This window comes from Nocardia inohanensis NBRC 100128 (genome assembly GCF_001612945.1).
Taxonomy (GTDB): domain Bacteria; phylum Actinomycetota; class Actinomycetes; order Mycobacteriales; family Mycobacteriaceae; genus Nocardia; species Nocardia inohanensis.
The window spans coordinates 112,897-135,124 of sequence record NZ_BDBK01000011.1 but is presented as its reverse complement, the minus strand read 5'-3'; the positions used below and the strand labels follow the sequence as shown (position 1 = coordinate 135,124).

Annotated in this window: 19 protein-coding genes and 1 pseudogene; 10 read left to right on the top strand and 10 right to left on the bottom strand. The window is 68.7% G+C overall.

The window, feature by feature from the left end; genetic code table 11:
- Nucleotides 1–2: 2 nt before the first annotated feature.
- Entirely contained in the window at nt 3–1,652 is a 1,650-nt protein-coding gene (locus tag NI1_RS22345; RefSeq protein ID WP_067824298.1) for a (2,3-dihydroxybenzoyl)adenylate synthase, read from the bottom strand.
- Nucleotides 1,653–1,746: 94 nt separating this feature from the next.
- Between NI1_RS22345 and NI1_RS22340 the strand changes: the two genes are divergently transcribed.
- Genes NI1_RS22340 through NI1_RS22330 form a run of 3 tightly spaced genes read left to right on the top strand, consistent with a single transcriptional unit; the run spans nt 1,747 to nt 4,473 of the window.
- Nucleotides 1,747–2,550: an SDR family oxidoreductase gene (locus NI1_RS22340; RefSeq protein ID WP_067824296.1), complete on the top strand. Its 804-nt coding sequence runs from the start codon at nt 1,747–1,749 to the stop codon at nt 2,548–2,550.
- Nucleotides 2,547–3,779: an isochorismate synthase gene (locus NI1_RS22335; RefSeq protein ID WP_245663358.1), complete on the top strand. Its 1,233-nt coding sequence runs from the start codon at nt 2,547–2,549 to the stop codon at nt 3,777–3,779. The genes NI1_RS22340 and NI1_RS22335 overlap by 4 nt, the downstream gene beginning before the upstream one ends.
- Before the next feature lie 28 nt (nt 3,780–3,807).
- Nucleotides 3,808–4,473, top strand: a complete 666-nt coding sequence (locus tag NI1_RS22330; RefSeq protein ID WP_067824290.1) for an isochorismatase family protein — start codon at nt 3,808–3,810, stop codon at nt 4,471–4,473.
- Here the strand turns inward: NI1_RS22330 and NI1_RS22325 are convergent.
- The 9 genes from NI1_RS22325 to NI1_RS22285 all read right to left on the bottom strand — a co-directional run bounded on the left by NI1_RS22325 (nt 4,461) and on the right by NI1_RS22285 (nt 15,736).
- Entirely contained in the window at nt 4,461–6,389 is a 1,929-nt protein-coding gene (locus NI1_RS22325; RefSeq protein ID WP_067824288.1) for a M3 family metallopeptidase, read from the bottom strand. The genes NI1_RS22330 and NI1_RS22325 overlap by 13 nt on opposite strands.
- Before the next feature lie 28 nt (nt 6,390–6,417).
- Nucleotides 6,418–7,014 (bottom strand): LemA family protein, encoded by a 597-nt coding sequence (locus NI1_RS22320; RefSeq protein ID WP_067824284.1) that lies wholly within the window; start codon nt 7,012–7,014, stop codon nt 6,418–6,420.
- Complete coding sequence (locus tag NI1_RS22315; RefSeq protein WP_067824281.1) at nt 7,011–7,826, bottom strand: DUF3137 domain-containing protein; 816 nt, start codon at nt 7,824–7,826, stop codon at nt 7,011–7,013. Before NI1_RS22315 ends, NI1_RS22320 begins: the two co-directional genes overlap by 4 nt.
- Nucleotides 7,827–7,974: 148 nt before the next feature.
- The gene (locus NI1_RS22310; protein ID WP_067824279.1) at nt 7,975–8,667 is read right to left on the bottom strand and encodes a DUF8020 domain-containing protein; all 693 of its coding nucleotides are present in this window, start codon (nt 8,665–8,667) and stop codon (nt 7,975–7,977) included.
- A gap of 100 nt (nt 8,668–8,767) precedes the next feature.
- A complete protein-coding gene (locus tag NI1_RS22305; RefSeq protein WP_067824276.1) occupies nt 8,768–10,252 on the bottom strand; it encodes a PepSY-associated TM helix domain-containing protein in 1,485 nt (494 codons plus the stop codon).
- A gap of 165 nt (nt 10,253–10,417) precedes the next feature.
- Complete coding sequence (locus NI1_RS22300) at nt 10,418–10,993, bottom strand: hypothetical protein (protein ID WP_067824273.1); 576 nt, start codon at nt 10,991–10,993, stop codon at nt 10,418–10,420.
- A gap of 64 nt (nt 10,994–11,057) precedes the next feature.
- Nucleotides 11,058–12,713, bottom strand: coding sequence for an acyl-CoA synthetase (locus NI1_RS22295; protein WP_067824271.1), 1,656 nt, complete (start codon nt 12,711–12,713; stop codon nt 11,058–11,060).
- A 174-nt stretch (nt 12,714–12,887) separates the two neighbouring features.
- Nucleotides 12,888–14,549 carry an acyl-CoA synthetase gene (locus tag NI1_RS22290; protein WP_067824269.1) on the bottom strand — a complete coding sequence of 554 codons (1,662 nt, stop codon included), beginning with the start codon at nt 14,547–14,549 and terminating at the stop codon, nt 12,888–12,890.
- A 347-nt stretch (nt 14,550–14,896) separates the two neighbouring features.
- The gene (locus tag NI1_RS22285; RefSeq protein ID WP_067824266.1) at nt 14,897–15,736 is read right to left on the bottom strand and encodes an SDR family NAD(P)-dependent oxidoreductase; all 840 of its coding nucleotides are present in this window, start codon (nt 15,734–15,736) and stop codon (nt 14,897–14,899) included.
- 135 nt (nt 15,737–15,871) lie between these two features.
- Here NI1_RS22285 and NI1_RS22280 point away from each other — a divergent pair, with 135 nt between their 5' ends.
- From NI1_RS22280 to NI1_RS40145, 7 genes and pseudogenes are all read left to right on the top strand, one after another.
- Nucleotides 15,872–16,657 (top strand): helix-turn-helix transcriptional regulator, encoded by a 786-nt coding sequence (locus NI1_RS22280; protein WP_067824263.1) that lies wholly within the window; start codon nt 15,872–15,874, stop codon nt 16,655–16,657.
- A gap of 244 nt (nt 16,658–16,901) precedes the next feature.
- Nucleotides 16,902–17,753, top strand: a complete 852-nt coding sequence (locus tag NI1_RS22275; protein WP_245663357.1) for an alpha/beta fold hydrolase — start codon at nt 16,902–16,904, stop codon at nt 17,751–17,753.
- A gap of 27 nt (nt 17,754–17,780) precedes the next feature.
- The gene (locus NI1_RS22270; protein WP_084523542.1) at nt 17,781–19,283 is read left to right on the top strand and encodes a GMC family oxidoreductase; all 1,503 of its coding nucleotides are present in this window, start codon (nt 17,781–17,783) and stop codon (nt 19,281–19,283) included.
- Nucleotides 19,284–19,316: 33 nt separating this feature from the next.
- Nucleotides 19,317–20,777: an aldehyde dehydrogenase family protein gene (locus tag NI1_RS22265; RefSeq protein WP_067824260.1), complete on the top strand. Its 1,461-nt coding sequence runs from the start codon at nt 19,317–19,319 to the stop codon at nt 20,775–20,777.
- Nucleotides 20,774–21,037: a putative antibiotic biosynthesis monooxygenase gene (locus tag NI1_RS22260; protein WP_067824257.1), complete on the top strand. Its 264-nt coding sequence runs from the start codon at nt 20,774–20,776 to the stop codon at nt 21,035–21,037. Before NI1_RS22265 ends, NI1_RS22260 begins: the two co-directional genes overlap by 4 nt.
- A complete protein-coding gene (locus NI1_RS22255) occupies nt 21,034–21,960 on the top strand; it encodes a catalase (protein WP_067824245.1) in 927 nt (308 codons plus the stop codon). The genes NI1_RS22260 and NI1_RS22255 overlap by 4 nt, the downstream gene beginning before the upstream one ends.
- 22 nt (nt 21,961–21,982) lie before the next feature.
- Nucleotides 21,983–22,204, top strand: a pseudogene (locus NI1_RS40145) (NAD(P)-binding domain-containing protein); the annotation flags it as partial.
- Between the last annotated feature and the right edge of the window lie 24 nt (nt 22,205–22,228).

Here is a 22,228-nt window from a genome sequence, read left to right as displayed (position 1 = left end):
GGTCAGTTCGCCGGAGTCCGCGCCGCGAGCAGTTCACGTAGCTCGCGGCGGCTGGTCTTGCCCACCCCGGTCTCCGGGAACACGGGCACGATGACCACCGCGTCCGGCATCTTCCAGGCCGCCACCCCGCGCCCGCGCACGAACGACCGGATGGTGGTGAGCGTGGGCGCGGCATCGGGGTCGACGGGCTGCACGAAGGCGCAGATTCGTTGCCCCAGTACAGGATCGGGTGTGCCGATGACGACGGCGTCGCGGACCTGCGGATGCTCCAGCAGATGAGCTTCGAGCTCCTCGGCCGAGACCTTCTCGCCGCCGCGGTTCACCCAGTCCCCGGCCCGGCCCTGCACCACGAGATTGCCGTCCGGCCGCACCCGCGCCATGTCGCCGGTGCGGTACCAGCCCTGTGGCGTGAAGCTGCGGGCATCGGCCTCGGGATTGTCGTAATAGCCGCGAATCGTATAGGGGCCCTTGGTGATCAGATTGCCGACGCTTCCGGGTTCGACGTCGTGACCCGTATCGTCCACCACCCTGATCCGATCCTCGTCCGACATCGGACGGCCCTGCGTGTTCACCACCGCCTCGATCGGATCGTCCAGGCGGGTGTAGCAAACCAGGCCCTCGGCCATGCCGAACACCTGTTGCAGGGTCACCCCGAGCGCCGGGCCGACCCGGCGCGCCAGCTCGTCGGGGCAGCGTGCGCCACCCACCTGTACGATCCGCAGGCTCGAAAGGTCCGGCGTGTCACCGGCTTCCGCGCGCTCCACCCACAGCCGGGCCAAGGGCGGCACCAGGCCGGTGATGGTGACCCCGAAGCGCTCGACCGCCCGGAACGCGGTCGCCGGAGTCGGATCGGGCGTCAATGCGACGGCGCCGCCCGCCCACAGCACCCCCAGGATGCCCGGCGAGCTCATCGGGAAGTTGTGCGCCACCGGCAGCGCCGCGAGATACACGCTGTCGGTGCCGAGTTCGCAGATCTGCGCGCTGCGCCGCACGCTGTAGAGGTAGTCGTCGTGGGTGCGCGGAATCAGTTTGGGAATCCCGGTGCTGCCGCCCGAGAGCTGCAAGAACGCCACTTCACCGGCATCGATGACCGGCAATTCGCCCGGCTCGTCCCGGAATTCGGCGATATCGCGCACCCCGGCGGGCAACGCCGCACTCGGATCGTCGGCGACCACCAGTACCTGCTCGAGCGCCTCCGCCTCGGCACGCACCGAAATCGCCAGCGCCGCATGATCGAACCGCTGATGGGTCGTGCAGGTGATCATCGCCACCGCTCCGCTCGCCCGAGCGATCGGCACCAGCTCCGCCCGCCGATGCGCGGGCAGGCAGAACACCGGCAGCGCCCCCAGCCGGAACAGCGCGAAGATCACCTCCACGAACTCGGCACGATTGGGCAGCTGCACCAGAACCCGGTCCTGCCTGTCGATTCCGAGCCGCGCCAGGCCCGTCGCCAGCGAACGCGAGCGATGGTCCAGCTCCGCATACGTCCAGCGGTGCGTGTCGTCCACCACGGCGAGCGCCTCGGGCTGTGCCGCCGCTCGCTCGCCGAGCATCTCTCCGAAGCTCTGCCCGGACCAGATGCCACGGGTCCGGTAATCGTCGGCTTCGGCCTGCGGCCACGGGGTGTAACCAGGCAGAACGGTCGATGGCATTGGGGGACACCTCTTTCCGGCGAACCCTGTCGCCGTGTCGGTCGGAAGTCGCGCCGGAAACAAGCGCACTTTCATATCAGGTTAGGCTAACCTTATGTCCATGATCGATTCGGATGCACGAATGATCGTGGTCACCGGGGCCGCCGGCGGGATCGGCGCGGCCGTCGCCGCCGAACTCGCGCCGGGTGCGCGGGTATTGGCGCTCTGGGATCGTGATCCCCGGGTGCATGAGGTAGCCGCCGAAATCAAAACCCGCACAACGGGATCGGTGCAGGCCGCCGAGGTGGATGTCAGTGACGCGCGAGCGGTGGCGGACGCCTTCGACGACCTCGTCGCGGCCTGCGGTCCCGCCGATGTGGTGGTGCACGCCGCCGGTGCGCTGTTCCCCGGCAGCCCCCTGGAAGTGGATCCCGAGTCCTGGGCGCGATGCCTGGCCGTCAATGCGACCGGGGTCGTGAACGTCACCCAGCGCGCCGCCCGCGAGATGGTCGCGGCGGGACGCGGTGCGATGGTGGTCGTCTCCTCCAATGCCGCCGCCACGCCCCGGGTGGGCATGGCGGCCTACGGGGCCGCGAAAGCGGCGGCGACCGCCTTCACCCGGTCGCTCGCACTGCAAGTCGCCCCGTTCGGGGTCCGGGTGAACCTGGTCTCGCCCGGCTCCACCGACACCGCCATGTTGCGCGGCATGTTCGACGCGACCGCCCCGCCGCTCGACGCGGCCGCCCGCACCGCCCTGCTGGACGGCGACCCCGAGGTGTACCGGCTCGGAATTCCGTTGCGGCGCATCGCCACTCCCGCCGATATCGCCGCCGCCGTCCGTTTCCTGGCCTCCGCCGACGCCCGCCACATCACCATGCACGATCTGCGGGTGGACGGCGGAGCCACGCTCGACATGTGACCGAGAGGATGATCATCATCTCCAGCGAATCCGCAACTACCACAAACCATTCCGGTGAACCCGGCTTCATACTGGCCCGCCCGCACCGAACGGTCATCGCGACCGGAGTCGCCCGTACCTTCCAATCGGCCGCGGAGGCTTGCGCCGCCCTGCGCACCGGTCAGGTCAGCCACATCGTCGGCGCGCTGCCGTTCGCCGTCGATGCTCCCGCCGCGCTGTGGGCGCCCCACGCGGTGACGATCACCGAGGCTCCGGTGCCGACCACCGCCGACCGGACGGCCACGCCCGGGCCGATCGCCGCGGCGGTCGCGCAGCGCCGAGCCGGAAAGGCCGGTGCGCCGGTCGGATTCGAATTCGACGAGGCCGTGCCTTCCCCCGAGACCCATCTGCATCGGGTCGGAGCGGCGGTCCGGCTGCTCGCCGATCCCGCGCATCCGGTCCGGAAAGTGGTGCTGGCCAGGAGTGTTCGCGCACACGCCGCCGAGCCCGTCCATCCCGTCGACATCCTGCATCGGCTGGTGGAGACCGACCCGCTCGGCAACGGCTTCCTCGTCGACCTGTCGGCCGCGGGCGAACCGTACGACGGCAGGCACCTGATCGGCTCCAGTCCCGAAGTGCTGGTGCATCGTTCGGGGACCGAGGTGCTGAGTCACCCGCTGGCCGGTTCCGCCCGCCGCATCCCCGACGATGCCGCCGCGGATCGCGTCGCCGCCCGCACACTGCTCGCCTCGGCGAAGGACCTGACCGAACACCGCTACGTCGTCGACCAGGTCGGCGGCGTGCTGCGCGACCGCTGCGGCAATGTCGGCATCCCCCGGCACCCGGAGCTGACCAGTACGCCGGAGATGTGGCATCTGGGTACGCCCATCACCGCGACCGTCCCGGCCGCCGGCCCGTCGGCGCTGGAATTGGCGGTGGCACTGCATCCCACGCCCGCGGTCTGCGGCACCCCCACCGCCCCGGCCGCCCGCCTGATCGAAGCCCTCGAAGGCGATCGCGGTTTCTACGCCGGCGCGGTCGGCTGGTGCGATGCCACCGGCGACGGCGAATGGATGGTCAGCATCCGCTGCGCCGAACTCGATGCCGACCGGCGCACCCTGCTCGCGCACGCGGGCGGCGGTATCGTCGCGCAATCCGATCCGCACGCGGAACTGGCCGAAACCACCGCCAAGTTCCAGCGCATCCTCGCCCCGCTGGGCATCACCCATCGCCCCGTCACCGTCGGCTGACCCGCCGCCGCGAAAAGAGAGCCGCCCCATGCCGATTCCGCCCATCGCCCCCTACGCCATGCCGACCGCGGCCGAGGTGGTCCCCAATCAGGTGTCCTGGAAAGTCGACCCGGCCCGCGCCGCCCTGCTCATCCACGACATGCAGCGCTACTTCCTGACCGCCTACGACACCGCCGCGGAACCGGCCCGCACCATGCTGGCCAATATCGCCACGCTCCGAAAACACTGCCACGACCTGGGGATTCCGGTCGTCTACACCATGCAACCCGGTAACCAGCACCCCTCCCGCCGCGGCATCCTCGCCGACTTCTGGGGCACCGGCATGGCCCACGGGCCCGACACCGAAGTGGTTCCCGAACTGACCCCGGCGGCTCAGGACATCCAGGTCACCAAATGGCGCTACTCCGCCTTCCAGCGCACCGACCTCCGGGAACTGCTCAACTACCACAACCGGGACCAGCTGCTGATCACCGGCGTCTACACCCATATGGGCTGCATGCTCAGTGCCGCAGAGGCTTTCATGAGCGATGTGCGCCCGTTCCTGGTCCTGGACGCCACCGCGGACTTCAGCCGTGAGGAGCATCTGATGGCCCTCAACTACACCGCCCGCCGCTGCGGAGCCGTGCTCACCGCCGGTGAGGTCGCGGCACAGCTCGGCAGTTCGACTGCGGCACAGAGGTTTCAGGGAGCCTGATGCGGATCGGCCGGGTCGAGCCACGCTTGGAAGGCATCGAAACCGAAGGGCCGGCCGAGGAACCCGGCCACCAGCTCGGCGGCGTCCCGGGAGCCGCCGGGAGCCAGCACATGGTCGCGATAGCGTTGCGCCACTGCGGGTTCGAGCAGATCGGCCGGATCGAAGGCGGAGAACAGGTCCTTCGCGATGACCAAACTCCACATGTAGGTGTAGTACGCCGAGGTGTACCCGGCCAGGTGCCCGAACGACGATTGGAAGTTGGTTCCCGGCAGGGTCGACATCAGGCTGTAGCGGGTAATGGTGTCGGCCACCAGTGCGGTGTGGTCGGCGGGGCGGTCCCGGTGCAGCAGATACGACACCGCGCTGTAGCCGAGCTGAGTTCGGACCTGGAGTCCGCCGCCGAAGCCGCGGGCGGCCCGCATCCGCTCGACCAGCTCGGCGGGGATCGGCATGCCGTTCTCGTCGACCGCGAAGGTCCCCAGAATCGTTGCGTCCCAAGCCCATTCCTCGAGCATCTGCGACGGGGCCTCGACGAAATCCCATTCGGTGGCGACGCCGGAGAACCGCGCCCAGCGCTGGTCTCCGCCGAGCACGTGATGCAGCAGATGCCCGAACTCGTGGAACAGGGTGACGACGTCGCGATGCTCCATCAGCCCGCGGGAGAAGTTGCAGACCAGCACGCCCTCGGGCAGCAGGCGACCGGAGACGCCGCTGACCAGATCGAATTGTGCGGCGTGCTTGTACTTGCCCGCGCGCGGATGCAGATCCAGATAGATCCGCCCGCGGCGCTCGTCCCCGTCGTAGACGTCGTAAACGGTGACGTCCTGGTGCCAGCTCGGCACGTCCACCGCGCGATACTCCAGGCCGAACAGTCGCCCGGTGACCTCGAGCAATCCCGCTCGCACCCGGGTGAAGTCGAAGTACCGGCGCACCTCCCGGGCATCCACGCCGTACTGCTCGCTGCGGACGAGTTCGGTGTAATACGCGCTGTCGGAGCGGTCGAGCGCCGTGGCGGCGGGCTCGTCCTGCCGGCGGCGCGCCAGGATCGTGTCGAAGTCGCGTTTGCCCGCGGCCTCGGAGGCGTCCGCGAGCCGTTCGATGAATTCGCTGATGGCCCGGCCGGTTCCGATCATCTTGACCTCGGCGTCGTAGTCGGGCCAGCCGTCGTAGCCGAGTAGCCGGGCCTTCTCGTCACGCAGCTCGAGCATCTCGTGCAGCACGGCGTCGTTGGCGGGCCAGCCGCGACTGTCGAATTCGATGGTGAGGTCCCGGCGGGCCGCGGCATCGTGCGCGTAGGTCCGAAACGGCATGAAGTCCGGGTTGTCGGTGGTGACGGTGACCGATCCGTCCGCGGCGGGCGGGTGCGCGGCCACGAAGTCGGCGGGCAGGCCGTCGAGCTGCTCGGGGGTGAGCCGCACCTGGCGAACGTCCTCGCGGATGGTCCGTCCGAAATCCTGGTCCAGCACGACCAGTCGCTCGGAGATCTCGCGCAGCCGGGCCCGGGTGCGATCGTCGCGATCCACGCCGCTGCGGCGGAAGTCGCGCAGTACATGCTCACGCATCCGCAGCGTCGTCGCGTCCAGCCCGGTCGTCGCGGTGGCGGCGACGATCTCGTAGAGCCCGCGGTCGAGGTCGCGATCGATCCGGACCCGGTCGATCCGCTGGACCAGCTGATCGGCGAGTTCGCGCACCTCGGGATCGGTGTGCACCTCGGCGAACAACCCGGCCGCCGAGGCCGCGCCGCGCAAGGCGATATCGGCGTCGTTCCACAGCTCGAGCACCTCGATGGCGTCGGCACCGGTGTACTCCCGCAACCGCCGCAAAGTCCCGGTCGCGGTGTGCAGCCGGTCGAGCACCTGACCGGAGAGCCAATCGGACCAGTCGGCGGTGGGCAGGACCAGCGGTTCGGGACTCATCCCACGACCCTAGTCGCGCATCGGGCGACTAGCCCTCCGGCTGCGCCTCGAACAGCTTGTTCACCGCGACGGGTTCCCGCGCTTCGGGACCGCTGATCTCGAAGTACTCCGCGGGCGAAACATGGTGAACCGTAGCCACTATGGCGGCGGGAATGGATTCGATCTTGGTGTTCAGTGCGCGGACATTCGCGTTGTAGAGCCGCCGGGTGGCGGCGATCCGATCCTCGATATCGCTCAATTCGCGTTGCAACGCAGCGTAATTCTGCACGGCTCGCAGATCGGGATACTGTTCGGCGAGCGCCGACAAATGCGACAACGCCGCGGTCAAAGCGTTTTCGGCATTCGCCACCCCGGAGACCTCCGCGCCGGCGGCTACCGCACGCGCCTGATTACGCGCCGCCGTCACCGATTCCAAAGTGCCGCGCTCGAATTCGGCGGCCCGCTCGACCGTCGCCACCAGATTCGGCACCAGTTCGTGGCGGCGTTGCAGCTCGACATCGACCTGCTTCCACGATTCGGCGATCAGATTCCGCAGCCGGACGAATTCGTTGTACGCGGCGAAGTACCACAGCACCGCCACCAGCGCTACCGCGACCACCACAATGACAATGACGGTGCTGCTCATGCGATTTTCCTTCCGTAGTCGGTCCACACGAATCGGGGAATGCCGTCCGCGATGATGCGCATCGCCTCGAACACCCCACCGATCTCATGCGGCCGATTGCCGAGAGTGGTTATGCCGACCAGCGAATCTCCGGCGATCTCGAACTTGGTGAAGGTCACCGCCCCGCCCCGCCGCCGCGCCAGCTCCACCAGCCTGTCGATCGTCCGCGGCGTCAGCACCGCGTGCGCGAACGCCGGATGCGCCGAGTACACCGAGAACTGATCGTTGAACTCCGCCGACTCGAACTCCACCCGATCCCCGATGGTGCTGTCGAAAGTCATCCCGATCGTCAACCGCGGCAGCTCCGCCGGCAACGTCACCACGAACACATTCCGGAAATGCGTACTGACATTGATCCGATTGTTGTGCAACCAGGTCAGATGAAAGAACCGCGCCGGATACCCACCCACCGTGCCTTCCATCGTGTCCCGCACCCGAAACCGCCGCGCCCGCCCGATATCGAACGGCGGAAAATCCCACTCCGGCACCGCCCAATCACCCACCCGCCGATACCGAAACCCGTTCTGCTCCGCCCAAGCCGCCGTCCACCGCTTCCGGAACGCCTTCACGATGACCCCCGACGGCAAAAACGCCAGCGCCGGCGTAGCAACCAGCAACACCCACGAGAACGGCCGCCCATGCTCCTGCCACCACCGATATTGCAGGATCACCAGCACCACGAAAGTAAGCAACGACAAAACATTGAGAAACCGCGGCCGCGACCAGAACGGACCGCTGTCAGCGGCCGATTCCCGGTCGATCACGTCGTTCATGATGCCCCCCTAGCGCACCCTGCCCGTCATGGGCAGTCGCAACGATTGTCGCAGGTGGTTGCAACTTGTTTGCGGGTGGCTGTCCGGTGACAACGCCGTCCGGCGCCGGCCCGCCGCGCTCGCGACGGGCCGCGCCGAATGCTTCGAATTACTTGGCAGCCGGGGTGAAGGGCTGGTTGATGGTGGTGAAGTACTGCACCGCGGCGGCGATGGCGAAGGGGGCGGTGATGAAGATCTGGCCCGCGACGGTGCCGAGGAAGCCGACGGCGGCGGCGCCGGCGATGCAGCCGCCGAGGGGGCCGAGGCCGAAGAGGGTGGCCAGGGCGCCGGTGGCTACCGCGCCGAGCAGGGCGCCGGCCATGCAGCCGATGGCGGCGCCGCCGATGCCGCCGACCAGGGTGCCGATGGAGGCGCCCATGGACAGGGTGGAGGTCATGCGGCTCCAGGCGGCCTGTTCGCGGTCGTACTCGGACTTCCAGGGGGCCTTGTCCTCGAAGGGGAGGGCGACCGGCTGGTAGGTGGCGTGGGCCCGGTCGAACCGGGGGGTGAGAACGGCGGTGCGGTCGTCGATCTCGGCGGCGATCGGGAAGACGAAATCGTCTACGCGGAAGGCCAATTCGGTGCCGGCGACCACGGTGCCGTCGTTCGCCTTGATCTTCAGGACGTTGTTCTCGACGGCCATCGAACCGGCGTCGGTGCGGATGGTCATGATGCCGTTGTCGTTGGTCGCGGCGTAGTTGATGGGGCTCGCCTCGGCCGGGGCGGCCTGGACGGTGCCGGCGGTCACGCCGACCACGGCGGCGGCGAAAGCGGCGGAGACGGCGAGCTCGGTGACCTTCATCAGGTGAAATTCCTTGCGTCAGTGCAGGTCTGATCCCGCACGAGGGTATGGGGGTCCGGCGGCACGGCGGAAAGCCGTGTCGCTCGGTGGGAGCGGTGTGCTAGGCGGCGGTGCGGTCGCGCAGGCGGGCGGCGTAGCCCACCGCTACATCGACGATCAGGAAGGCCGAAAGGGGACCGCCGATCATCGGCGCGAACCAGCCGACCACCACGGCCGCGGCCGCGACGGGCAGCAGCACCGTCCAGGGGGTCCGGCGCAGTGCGCCGCGGCGCGGGGGCTTGCCGACGCCGAGCTTGCTGTCGTCCTTGGTGGGACGGCGACGCCACCACATCAGGTAACCGCGCACGATCACCGTGATCAGGCCGATCATGATGGCCAGCAGGAGCAGCTGATTGAGCAGGCCGAACATCAAACCCATGTGGAACTGAATGCCCCAGTTGGTGAGCTTGGCCATCAGCGGCCAATCGCTGTAGCGCAGTACGTCGGTGACCACGCCGGTCTGACCGTTCACCGCGACGGAATCCAAGGTCAGCACGCCCGGGCGGCGCAGCTCCTTGGCCACGAAAGCGGTGCCGTCCTTGGCCGGCACGCTGATCTCCAACGGGCCCTCCAGGCCGTTCGCGCGGGCGACGCCGTAAACGGTGTCCACCAGCGCGGCCTTGTTCGGCGCGGGTGCGGGCATATTCGCTTGCGGCGCACCGTGATCGGAGTGCTCACCGCCGGACATGCCGGACATGGTGGAGCCGGGCAGCTCGGCGCTCACCGCGGGGGTGGTCCAGCTCATCTCCTGGCGCAGCTTGGTGACGTTCTCACCGGCGTACTTGGACCAGGTCATACCGGTCACCGACAGCAGCAGGAGCACCGGCAGGATCCAGACACCCACGGCCGCATGCCAGTTCAGCGTGCGAGCGCGCGGCTTGGAGCGATCCGGCCGCAGCAGCCAGCCGGCCGAGCGGCGTTCGCGGCGCGCCCGCACCCGGCGGTACCAGAGCACCAGCCCGGCCAGCGCGATCAGCCACAGCCAGGAGGCCGCGATCTCGCTGTAATAGCGGCCGAAATCGCCCAGATGCAGATCCCGGTGCAGCTTGTCGATCCAGGTACGGGTGGGCAGCGCACCCGAACTGCCGTAGACCACGCTGTCGCCGACCGACTGCGCGGTCACCGGATCGACGAACACCGCGCGGCGCTCGGACGCGCCCAGCGACGGATCGTTGAAGATCACCCGCGTGGTGTCGCCGCTGTTCTGTGCCGGCGCCACCGCGGTGAGCGCGAGCTTCGGCTCCACCGCGAGCGCCGCGGCCACCTGCTCGGAGAGCGGCTTGACCGGCCCGGTCGAATCGGTGTGCAGCAGACCGCGATCGGTAATGGTCTCCAGCGTCGGAGCGACCGCGTAGAGCGCTCCGGTGACGGCCGCGATCAGGATGAACGGGGCGACGAAAACACCCGCGTAGAAATGCAGTCGCAGCATGAGCGCCTGGAAGGCATTGCCCGCACCGCGTTTGGTGGATGCCGGTTTCGATTCCGGTTCCGGGGTAGGGGAGGGCGGCGGTGCCGAAGTATCGACACCGCTGTCTGTGATTGTCACGAGCGGACTTTCTGTTCGTTCGAGAAACCCGGGCACGCCGAATTCGGCTCTGCCGCAATGGGCGAGCGGAGACGGCGAATATCGCGCGGACGTCGCAGGTCCGTGCGCGGGTCGAAGGTCCTCCGGGGTTTCCGGGGCTGGGCCCCGAGAGCTCCGGGAGTTGTTTCAGACTCGAACGAGAGCGGGTGGTCCGCGAGTGCGGAAGACATCGGCCGCGAAGACGCGCAGCACGACGCGATCACGATGCTCGATAGGCAGTCGCGGCGGACCGCTGAGCACCGGTAGGGAGGTGGCGACCGGCAGCACCCAGGCGAGCACCGTGGTGCCGATCCGGTACGCGGCTTCCGCGCCGACGATGACGACGGCCGCGAAGATGGCGGCGGTGACGTGCGCCGCCAGCATGGCCGGACTCCACATCCCCGCATTGTGGTGATGGTGATGCCCCGAACCGGGGGAGCCCCACATCATGCTGAAGTGCCCGAGCAGCTGCCCGCCGATCAAGGCGACGACCAGCCCGAGCCAGGTATTGCGGAGCACCCCGACCCCGGCGACCAATCCACCGACTGCCGCGGAGGCCGCCACCAGCAGCGACAACGGACCCGACTCCAGGGGCGCGGCCCCCGAGATCCAGCCGTGCGCGGCGACGGCGAGCGCGCCGGAAACGAGTCCGGCCGCCCCACCGCGCAACACCGCAGCATCACTGCGGATATGCGCCGAGGGGCGGCCGGACTCAGAACTCACGCGCTGATGATAGCGGAGGAAGTGAACCCGCTTTTACAGCCGTATACGCCAATTCCATCCGGAATCATTCGGTGGGAACCGACATTTCGACGAGCGGCTTACGCAGCAGCTTCCCGGTCGCATTGCGCGGCAGTTCGTCCAGGAAGATCACCTCGCGCGGCACCTTGTACCGGGCCAGGTTCGCTTTCACGTAGTCCTTGATCTCCTGCGCGTCCCGCTTGGAGTCGGGCCCCGGAACCACGATGGCGCGCAGCCGCTTCCCGAAGTCGCGGTCATCGACGCCGACCACCGCGGCCTCGAGCACATCGGCCCGATTCGACAGCAGGTTCTCGACCTCCTGCGGGAAGACGTTCTCACCGCCGGAGACGATCATGTCGTCGTCGCGGCCGTCGATGAACAGCAAACCGTCGGCATCGAAGTGCCCGACATCGCCGGAGGACATCAGGCCGTCGACGAACTCCTTGGTGCGGCCGTCGGTGTACTGCTTGAACGAGTGCCCGTTCTCGATGAAGATCGTTCCGGTCACGTTCGGCGCGGTAATGCGCTTGCGGTTCTCGTCGTAGAGCGCGACGCGGATGCCGACCGGTGGCTTACCCGCGGTGGTCGGCGCCTTGCGCAACTCGGACGGGGTGGCCACGGTCATGACGGCGCACTCGGTGGAGCCGTACACGTTGTAAAGACTGTCCCCGAAGTAGTCCAGGGTGCGGGTGACCACGTCCGGCGGGATGGCCGAGCCGGCGGCGAACAGCACCCGCAGCGTCTCGCCGGGCTGGTACTTGGCCAGGGTCTCGGCGGGCAGATCGAGGATGCGCTGGAGCATGGTCGGCACCACGGTCAGGCCCTGCGCCCGGTACTTCTGGATGTTCGCGAGGGTGGTCTCCGGGTCGAATCGGCGCTGCTGGAACACGACTCGGTTGCCCAGCGCCAGCGCCAGCGTGAACTGCGACAGGCCGGTGGCATGGAAGATCGGGGCCGCCATCACCACGGTGCTGTTGCGCGGCACCGGGATTCGATCCAGGAACTGCGCGGTAATGAACGGGCTGACCTTGTCGCGCGGCGCGCCCTTGGGGGTGCCGGTGGTGCCGGAGGTCAGGATGACCATGCCGCCCGGCTTCTCCGGCGGGTCCAGCGGTTCGGTGGACTGCCCGGCCGCGACCGAATCGATGGTCGGGATCGACGGATCGGCGTTGTCCTTGGCATCCACCCAGGTCAGGATGCGCGGGATCGCCTCCGGAATGGCCGACATGAGATCGAAGAACTCGCTGTCGTGCAGCACCGCCTTGACGTTCTCGCGGGCGGCCACATCGGTGAACTGCGGCTTGGCGAAGCCGGTGTTCATCAGCACCGCGCGCACGCCCAGCTTGCCGGCGGCGACCAGGGCCAGCACCATGCCGCGATGGTCGCGGGCCAGCACGCCGATCACGTCACCGGGCTGCAAACCCTGCGCGGCGAGTCCGCGCGCGAAGGCGCTGGACTGCTTGTCGATCTGCTCGAAGGTCATCTCGCCGAGCTCATCGACGATGGCGGCGCCGCGCGGATTGGTCTTGGCGCCGTGGATCAGCGCGCCCGCGAACGGACCGAACTTCAGGACGTTGACCGCCGACCGCAGCGCGTGATCCGGCCGCAGCGGATTGAACAGCCCCCCTCGAACCATCGCATTGACGCTCAGAGCCGCATTGCCCGCCTTGCGCAGAACCGAGCCAGCCGATGGAAGTGACATAGGTACTACCTTCCGCGATCCCCACCGCCGGACGAGTTGGCCGGACGGACCGCAACATCGAGATCCAGTGCGGTGCTAACCCTAGCAAGCGCTGGCAGCGAAGTTGTGGCCGAGGTCTCTGTTACCTGCGGTATCGCATAGGGCGGCCCTGGTCGTGGCGCGGATCGCAGGTTGTCACCGGGCTCCGGACGGCTGTTCGTACTCGACGAGGACGCGGCGCAGGAGTTTGCCGGTGGCGTTGCGGGGGAGTTCGTCGATGAAGATGACGTCGCGGGGGACCTTGTAGCGAGCGAGGTTGTTCTTGACGTACGACTTCACTTCGTCGGCGGTGATCTCCGCGCCGGGCTCGGGGACTATGAAGGCGCGCAGGCGTTTGCCGAACTCGACGTCGTCGACGCCGACCACCGCCGCGTCGAAGACGTCCTTGCGCTCCAGAAGCAGGTTCTCCACTTCTTGGGGGAAGACGTTCTCGCCGCCGGAGACGATCATGTCGTCGTCGCGGCCGTCCACGAACAAGAGTCCGCGATCATCGAAATGGCCGACATCGCCGCTGGACATGTAGCCGTCGATGATCTGCTTGTGGCGGCCGTCGGTGTAGCCCTTGAAGGGTGCGCCGGAGCGGATGAAGATGCGGCCGGTCACGTTCTTGGCGCGGATGCGGCGGCCGTCGTCGTCGAAGAGCACCACTTCGCAGGTGGTCGGGGCGCGGCCCGCGGTGCCGGGGGCGACGGCCAGATCCTCCGGGCGGGCGACGGTCGCCACCGCGCATTCGGTGGAGCCGTACAGGTTGTAGAGCACGGGGCCGAACACCTCGGCGGTGCGCACGCTCAACTCGGGGGAGAGCGCGGACCCGGCGATCACAATCGCCTTCAGCGAAGAGGTGTCGTACTTGTCGCGAATCTCCTTGTCCAGCTCCACCATTCGATGCAGCATGGTCGGCACCGCGACCAGCATCTCGGCCTTGTGCTCGGCGATCAGGCGCAGTGTGCGCTCGGCATCGAAGCGGCGCGCGACCACCACCTTGTTCCCGAATGCCACGCCCGCGAGCCAGGTGCCGAACCCGGTGCTGTGGAAGATGGGGGAGACGATGATCATCGTTCCCTGTTTCGGGAAGTCGATGCGATCCACCAACTGCACCGTCGACAGCGGTCCGGTGCGATCACGCGGCGCGCCCTTCGGGAGCCCGGTCGTGCCGCTGGTGAGAATGATGAAGCCGCCGGGCTTCTTGGGCGCGGGCAGCGGCGTCTTGGCGTTCGCGTCGATGAGCCGGTCGAGAGTCGTTGCGTCGGAGGGGATATCGGTGCCTTCGTCCACCCAGGTGAGCACTCGCGGCAGCTCCGGCGGCAAAGCGTCGAGCAGGCCCAGGAATTCGCTGTCGTGCAGCACCGCCCGCACATTCTCGCGCTCGCACACCGCCGCGAACTGCGGCTTGGCGAAACCGGTGTTCATCAGGGCCAATCGAGCGCCGAGCTTGCCCAGCGCGACCATGGTGAGCAGCAACCCGCGATGGTCGCGCGCGAGCACCCCGACCACCGTTCCGGGCTTGACGCCCATGCGCTGCAATCCGCGCGCGAGCGCATTGGATCGCTCGTCGAGTTCGCGGTAAGTCAGCTCGCCGCGTTCGTCCGCGAGGGCGGGCAGGTCCGGTGATACCCGCGCGGTATGCCGGACGATGGTGGCGGGCGGTCCGAAAACCCTTGCCTCCATGGCGGTTCGCAGCGTTTCACCCGGATTGCGCAGATCGGTCAGCCCGCGCTCGCGTAACCGCCGTAAACCCTTCGCGGCCTCGCCGATATGCGCCAATCGCTGCTGCGCGGTTTCCAGAACCGAGGCCATCCCAGCCCACCTCCGTGCTCGAACTCCGCCACCCGGAGCCGGCGGCGGGTTGTCGCCACGGTAGCAGCGGGCTGTGATCGCTGTTACACAAATTCGGTCACATCGGACATTCGCCGGTTGTGTGCGAGTAGACCCGCGCCCTTCACCTTCACGTCATGTTCAGGACATCTGGGTAACCGAAGCTGCCATCGCCCCACCCCTATTCAGATGAGGTCTTACGCATGGAAATTCTCTCCGTTTTCGCCAACCTGCTGTCCGCCATGTTCACGGCGAGCGCCGGTAGCGCCTAAACGCGGTATCTCGACGGCCCGGCGGTGTGAAACCGCCGGGCCGTCGGCGTTTTCCGGTCAACCGGCGGCCACCGCGGTCCCCATGCTCAGGTGCGCGGTGGCATCGAGGTCGGCGGCGACGGCGGCGAGCTTGCCCCGGATGGCCTGCACCGCATCCGGTCCCAAGGCCAGGCGCAGCGGCGGATTCGGCCGGCCGACAACGGCGACGACCGCGGCGGCCGCCTTCTCCGGATCGCCCTCCTGCTGCTGGTCCGAGGCGGGCAGGCCGTCGCGGATGGCGCCGACGGTCTCCGCGTAATCCGCGATCTCCGAGGCGATGGTGAGCGCGGCGGGCTTGGCGAAACCGGTCCGGAAAGCGCCCGGTTCCACGATCAGCACCTGAATGCCCAGCGGATTCACCTCGGCCGCCAAAGCCTCACTCGCCAATTCGAGCGCGCCCTTGGCGGCGCTGTAGACGCCGACTCCCGCGAACGACATGAACCCGCCCATACTCGACACCTGCACGATCGCCCCGCTGCGCCGTTCCCGCATCTGCGGCAGCACCAGCTGGGTCAGCCGCAGCGGCCCGTGGAACATCACCTCCATGGCATCGCGCAGCTCGGCCTCGCTGGTCTCCTCGATCGCCCCCACGATCCCGAACCCCGCATTGTTCACCAGTACATCAATGCGCCCGGCCTCCTTCACCGCCCGCTCGGCGGCCGCCGCGTCCTTCACATCCAAGGCCACCACCTGCACCCGATCCGGATGCGCGGCAACCACTTCCGCCATGCTCTCCGGTCGCCGCACCGCCGCCACGACCTCGTCACCGGCCGCCAGCGCGGCGCGAGTGAACGCCGCCCCGAACCCGGAGTTGGCTCCGGTGATCAGCCAGCGGCGCGGGGTGGATGCTGCACTCATGGTCGATCCCTCTTTCTTCGCCCTCGGGGGCACGTCAGCCGGATTTCCGCTCCCGGACCGAGATCCGGATGCCGGTAGTAACACTGCCCGCCGGGGACATGGCCCGGTATGGCCCAAAGGTGGAATATTGACCCTGTGACCGGAGCGCTGACCGACCCGATTCGCCGCCCCCGCCCCCTGCCGCAGGGCGAGCTGCTCACCGCCGAAGACCACCGGCGGCTCATCGGCGTCCTCGAGTCCGTGGACCGCGCCGCCGACCTCCCCGAATTCCGGGAACGCCTGGTCCGGGCCCTGCAAAGCTGGATCGGCTTCACCGGAGTCGCTGTGCTGCACGGCAATACGCTCGCCGAAGCCCTGCGCGCGGGCTGCGGGGTGCGCGGCGGCTACACCCCGGAATTCATCGCCGAATACGACGCGCACTGGCACGCCCTCGACCCGTTCACCACCGACCGCTTCGCCGAACAGCTCCAATCCCGCGGCGTGGTCCGCCTGGGCGAGCTGGTCCAGGACTCGGTCTTCGTCGCGAACTTCCTGCGCCCCAACGGCATCACCGACAAAGCCGCCATGCTGGTGGACGGCGGCGCCTCCGGAGTCTTCGCGGTCGGCATGGCGGTCTGCGACGTCCCCGCCGTCCCCGACCGCGACCTGGCCCTCCTGCACGCCCTCCGCCGCCACCTCGCCCCCCTCGTCATCGAACAACTCGACCGAGACCGCGAACGCCGTGCCGCCCAATCCAATTGGAACCTCACCCCCCGCGAATGGGAAGTAGCCGACCTGGCCGCCCACGGCCTCACCAACCGCCAAATCGCCGAACGCCTCTTCATCGGCGTCGACACCGTCAAAAAACACCTGAGCCGAGTACTCGCCGCCACCGCCTGCACCAGCCGCACCCAACTAGCCCTCCGCTTCACCGCCGCCTGAACCCCGCTCAGACGATGGTTGATTCGGCCGCCGCATGATGCCCTTCCTCGCCGCCGCACGACCCGCACGATCATGATCACGCATTGCGAAAACACCCGCTGCGCTGCGCATTGTGAAATCGCACAGGGCCCTTTCAGTCGATGAGGCCACTGTTCCTCTCGGCACTCGAACCGGTGCCGGCCGGAGGTGGCCGGCGGTCCGGTCGAAGCCGTTCCGATCCTCCGGCAAGAAGGGCACGACAAACATGCGCAACACAACCGGCTTTCGACGCTCGGGCCGCACCATGCTCCTGCTGGGCGCAGTGACGATGGCGCTCGCGGCCGCGGCCTGCTCGCCGGCCGGCGACACCCCGGCGGCGCAGACTCGGACGCCGACGACGGTCCCGCAGCCCGACCCGGACAAGCCCGGCGTGCTGCTGGTGCACGGCGCCTTCGCCGACGGATCCAGCTGGGCGGGCGTGGCGGAACAGTTGCAGCGCAAGGGCTATCGGGTCACCACGGCGGCCGTACCGCTGCGCGGGCTGAAGTCCGACAGCGCCTACGTGCGCGGCATCCTCGACAGCCTGCCCGGCAAGACGATCCTGGTCGGCCATTCCTACGGCGGCGCGGTCATCACCAATGCCGCGGCCGGATCCCCGAAGGCCGCCGGCCTGGTGTACGTGGCCGCCTTCGCTCCGGACAGCGGGGAGTCGCTCGGCGAACTCGACGGCCGATACGACGGACCGGCGACCAAGATCACCGTCCTGCATACCGTCGTCGGCGAGGCGGCGCCCGAGCTGAGCATCGCGGCCGACAAGTTCCCCGAGTACTTCGCCCAGGACGTCCCCGCCGTCCAGGCGGCGGTGCTGGCGGCGGGGCAGCGCCCGATCTCGGTCGCCGCCTTCGCCGAGAAGACCGATGAACCCGCCTGGCGCACCCTGCCGTCGTGGTATCTCGTGGCCGCCGACGACCGGATGATCCCGCCGGCCGGGCAGCGCGAGATGGCACGGCGAGCCAACGCCACCGTCACCGAACACGCGGGCAGCCACGCCATCGCCGTTTCGCATCCGGACGCGGTCGTCACCGTCATCGATCAGGCCGCCGCCGGCACCCGCTGATCGCCATCCGGACGAAGGGACATACTCATGCCCGAATCTCACGCCGACGTGGTGATCGTGGGCGGCGGCTCGGCCGGCGCGGTACTGGCCGCCCGCCTGAGCGAGCGCCCCGACCGGCGGGTACTGCTGCTCGAAGCCGGCCCCGTCTACTCCGCCGCAAGCTATCCCACCGCCGTCGCCGCCAGCAGCACGCTGGGCGGGTACACCGGCCACGACTGGGGGTACGCCTCGGAGCCCGGCTACCTCGGTCACCCCATCGCCCTTTATCGCGGCAAGGTGCTCGGCGGGAGCTCCGCGGTCAACGGCGCGGTGTTCGTGCGCGCGCTGCCGGCGGATTTCGACCGCTGGACCGAGCGTGGTCTGAAGGGCTGGACCTTCCCCGAGGTGCTGGCCGCGTATCGCAAGCTGGAGCGCACCACCGCCGGGGACGACGCCTGGCACGGTCGCAGCGGCCCGATGCCGGTGCATCAGCTCACCCGCGACGAACTGAGCGACATGCAGCGCGCGTTCGTCGATTCCGCACTGGCATGCGGCATTCCGGCGACCACGGACTTCAACGGCGCCCAACCGCACGGCGTCGCACCGTATCCGATGAACGTGGTCGACGGCGTCCGGGTCAACACCGGCATGGCCTACCTGACCGACGAAGTGCGCGAAGCGAACCTGAGCGTGCGCGGCGACGTACTCGTGGACCGGGTCGTGTTCGATGCGGACGGCAGTCGCGCGGTGGGCGTGCTGACCGCGGACGGCGAATCGATCACCGCGGGGGAGGTCATCCTGTGCGCCGGAACCTACGGCAGCGCCGCGATCCTGCTGCGCTCGGGCGTCGGTCCGGCGGATGAGCTGCGGCGCTTGGGAATTCCCGCCGTCGCCGATCTACCCGTGGGCCGCACTCTCTACGATCATCCGTTCTACTACAACGCCTACGCGGCGAACCCGGAGCGGATCGGTCCGGGCGAACCGGTGATCGGCGCCAAGGTGTGGACGGCCAGTTCCGAAGCGGCAGCGGGTGAATTGGACCTGCACATCACGGCCACTCACCTGATCGACCAGAGCCTGAGCCCGACCGGCGCGGCCTTCGTGCTCGCGGTCGCCCTCACCCGGCCGCGATCGTGCGGCTCGCTCACCCTGGCCGATCGCGACCCGCGCGTCGCGCCGCGTATCGACCTCGGGTTCCTGGCCGATCCGGCCGACCGGCGGCGACTGCTCGAGGGGGTGGCGCTGAGCCGCCGCATCGGCCGCAGCGCGCCACTGGCCGATCTCATCGACCACGAAATGGCCCCGGGCACAGACACCATGGCCGATATCGAGGCATCGGTGCGCGCCACCCTGGACACCTACCACCATCCGACCTCGACGGTGCCCATGGGCGCGGACGACGATCCGGCCGCGGTCGTCGACCGGCTCGGCGCGGTGCGCGGGCTGTCCGGGCTGCGCGTGGTGGACGCTTCGATCTTCCCCGATCCGGTCTGCGCCGCCACCAATCCCACCGTGATCATGGCCGCCGAGCACATCGCCGCCCAACTCTGAACACCAATTTCCGCTACTCGTAAAAGGATTCAGTTGTCCTCCACCGTTCAACCGCAAGCCCGCCACTACATCGACGGCCGCTGGACCGCCGCCGGCACGGTGAGCACCTCCTACAACCCGGCCACCGGCGCCCCCCTCGGCACCTTCGCCGACGGCGGTGCGAGCGAGGCCGCCGCCGCCATCGCCGCGGCCCGGCGCGCCTTCGAAACCACCGCCTGGTCCCGTGATCGGGAACTGCGCGCCCGCGCACTGTTCGAGCTGGCCGATCGGATGACCGAACGCCGCGACGAACTGGTCACGCTGCTGGCGCGCGAGAACGGAAAGATTCTGGCGGAGGCGGCTTTCGAGGTCGACTTGACGATCCCGAAGCTGCGCTACTACGGGGCGCTGGCCCTGGCCGAGGCCGGTCGCGCGGCGGAGGTGAAGCCGGGCCTGTACTCCATGACCCTCACCGAACCGGCGGGCGTGGCCGCGGTGATCGCACCCTGGAATTCGCCGGTGGTGCTCGCGGTGCGATCGTTCGCGCCGGCGCTGGCCGCGGGGTGCACGGTGGTCATGAAGCTGCCCGGTCAGACCGGGCTCGTCAACGGCTTGCTCTACGAGATCATCGCGGCCACCGCGAGCCTGCCCGCCGGTGTCGTGAACTGCTTCACCGAGTCCGGCAATACCGGTGCGCCCCTGCTGATCTCGTCTCCGGACGTCGATGTCGTCAGCTACACCGGCAGCACGGCGGTGGGACGCCTCATCATGGCCGCCGCCGCGCCGAAGCTGAAACCGCTGTCGCTCGAACTCGGCGGCAAGAGCCCGATGATCGTGTTCGACGACGCCGACCTCGACGCCGTGGTGCCGGTGCTGACCAAGGCGATCACCACCTTCACCGGGCAGTTCTGTATGACGGGCAGCCGCATTCTGGCGCAGGCGGGCATCGCCGGAGAGTTGCGCGAGCGGATGGCGAAATCGCTTGCGGCGGTTACGGTCGGTCCGGGTGACGATCCCGCCAGTGAGATGGGTCCGATGATCGATCGCGCCAATGCCGAACGCGTGGACCGTATGGTCGCCGACGCCGCCCGGTACGCCACCGTCATCGAGCGCGGCGGACTGGTGAACACCGGCTCCGATGCCGTCGACGCCTACTACCGCCCCAGCCTGATCGAGGTCGCCGACCTGGCCGCGCCGATCGTGCAACACGAGGTGTTCGGCCCCGTAGCCACTTTCGAGGTCTTCACCACCGAGGCCGAAGCGATCGCGCGCGCCAATGCCACCGAATACGGTCTGGCCGCGAGCATCTGGACCCGGGACGTGGACCTGCCGTTGCGGGTGGGTCGCGAATTGCAGGCCGGAACGGTGTGGACGAACACCTGGGCGGTGGTGGTGGACCAATTCGAAGAGGGCGGATTCAAGCAGAGCGGGATGGGACGGCTCAACGGATTGCGCGGACTGGCCGAATTCCAGGAGATCAAGCACCTGGTCCACGCCGCCCCGCGCCGTGCATGACCGGAGCCTCGCCGCACCTGCCGCCGCCACCGCTGTGGAAACAAGCGGTGGTGTCGGGGCTGTCGATCTTCCCGATCTCCCTGCTGGGCAACGGTGTGCTGGGGCCGGTGCTGGCCTCGTCGCCGCTGATCGTGCGCACGCTGACCTTCACCCTCCTGTTCAGCACGGCGATGACCTTCATCGCCCTCCCCACCACGACTCGGCTGCTGCACGGCTGGCTGCACCCGACCGCACGGACGGACGAGCACAACCCCTTATGAGCGACGACACCCTCACCCCCGGGGACTTGACCGACCGGATCGCCGAGACCCTCGCCGCCGCACCCGGACAGCGGATGCTGCATCGGCGCGGCGTCACCGTCATCGGGTGCTTCCGAGCCGAACCCGGTGCGCGGGAACTCAGTTCGGCCGCATTGTTCTCGGGTGAGGAGGTCGCGGTGGTCGCGCGTTTCTCCGGCACCCGCGGCGGGACACACGATGCCGAGACCGGCGACCAGGGGCTGTCGGTGCGGTTCGTGCCCGCGAGCGCGGAACCGACCGATCTGATCGCCTTCACACTGCCGGTGTTCTTCGTGCGTTCCGGAGCGGACATGCTGGAATTTCTCACCGCCGTCGGCGCGGGGCCGGAATCCCCCGATGCCATGGGCGAGTTCCGGCGCCGGCATCCGGAATCGGCTGCCGCCCTCGGCGCGGGCGGCGGCGGTGCGCCGAGCAGCTATGTCGGGCAGCGGTATTACGGCGTCCATGCTTTCGGGCTGGCCGGGCCCGGCGGCACCACGTGGGCGAGGCTGGAGTGGCATCCCGACACGACCCTGGAACCGCTGCACGCGCGCGAATCCTCCGCGCTCGCACCCGATTACCTGACACGCGACCTCGCGGGTCGGTTGCCCGCGCGAATGACCCTCCGCGCGCGGCTGCCGCTCCGGGGAGATCCGGTGCACGATCCGACCGCATCGTGGGCCGAGCCGCCCCAGCTGCTCACGCTGGGCCGCATGACGCTCGAAACCCGCACCGTCGACAGCGATCTCGACTTCGATCCGTTGCGCGTCGCGCCGGGAATGATCGCTCCCCGCGACCGGCTGGCCGCCGACCGGTCGGCCATCTATCGCGTGGCCCGCGCCCGCCGGCGCGCCGCTGTGACTACGACTCAGGTTGCGTCACAGCACAATTCGAACATCCAATGACACCGAAGGAGATCAATCGATCATGACGACCACCGCGATCATCGGCACCGGAAATATCGGCAGCCGCCTGGCGGCCGACCTCACTGCCTCGGGCACCGATGTACTCATCGCCGGACGTGAACCGGCCGACGCCGAGCGGCTCGCCCTCGAACTCGGTTCGCACGCCCGTGCGGTCACCCTCGACGAAGCGATCGCCGAGGCCGGCATCCTCATCTTCGCGGTCTGGTTCGACACCACCCGCGAACTCGTCGAGAAGTACCGTGACCGG

What these genes read in the sequence shown, in the direction of transcription:
- NI1_RS22345 (WP_067824298.1), bottom strand. Translation starts at nt 1,652, where the DNA reads ATGCCATCGACCGTTCTGCCTGGTTACACCCCGTGGCCGCAGGCCGAA.
- NI1_RS22340 (WP_067824296.1), top strand. Translation starts at nt 1,747, where the DNA reads ATGTCCATGATCGATTCGGATGCACGAATGATCGTGGTCACCGGGGCC.
- NI1_RS22330 (WP_067824290.1), top strand. Translation starts at nt 3,808, where the DNA reads ATGCCGATTCCGCCCATCGCCCCCTACGCCATGCCGACCGCGGCCGAG.
- NI1_RS22325 (WP_067824288.1), bottom strand. Translation starts at nt 6,389, where the DNA reads ATGAGTCCCGAACCGCTGGTCCTGCCCACCGCCGACTGGTCCGATTGG.
- NI1_RS22320 (WP_067824284.1), bottom strand. Translation starts at nt 7,014, where the DNA reads ATGAGCAGCACCGTCATTGTCATTGTGGTGGTCGCGGTAGCGCTGGTG.
- NI1_RS22315 (WP_067824281.1), bottom strand. Translation starts at nt 7,826, where the DNA reads ATGAACGACGTGATCGACCGGGAATCGGCCGCTGACAGCGGTCCGTTC.
- NI1_RS22310 (WP_067824279.1), bottom strand. Translation starts at nt 8,667, where the DNA reads ATGAAGGTCACCGAGCTCGCCGTCTCCGCCGCTTTCGCCGCCGCCGTG.
- NI1_RS22295 (WP_067824271.1), bottom strand. Translation starts at nt 12,713, where the DNA reads ATGTCACTTCCATCGGCTGGCTCGGTTCTGCGCAAGGCGGGCAATGCG.
- NI1_RS22290 (WP_067824269.1), bottom strand. Translation starts at nt 14,549, where the DNA reads ATGGCCTCGGTTCTGGAAACCGCGCAGCAGCGATTGGCGCATATCGGC.
- NI1_RS22285 (WP_067824266.1), bottom strand. Translation starts at nt 15,736, where the DNA reads ATGAGTGCAGCATCCACCCCGCGCCGCTGGCTGATCACCGGAGCCAAC.
- NI1_RS22275 (WP_245663357.1), top strand. Translation starts at nt 16,902, where the DNA reads ATGCGCAACACAACCGGCTTTCGACGCTCGGGCCGCACCATGCTCCTG.
- NI1_RS22270 (WP_084523542.1), top strand. Translation starts at nt 17,781, where the DNA reads ATGCCCGAATCTCACGCCGACGTGGTGATCGTGGGCGGCGGCTCGGCC.
- NI1_RS22260 (WP_067824257.1), top strand. Translation starts at nt 20,774, where the DNA reads ATGACCGGAGCCTCGCCGCACCTGCCGCCGCCACCGCTGTGGAAACAA.
- NI1_RS22255 (WP_067824245.1), top strand. Translation starts at nt 21,034, where the DNA reads ATGAGCGACGACACCCTCACCCCCGGGGACTTGACCGACCGGATCGCC.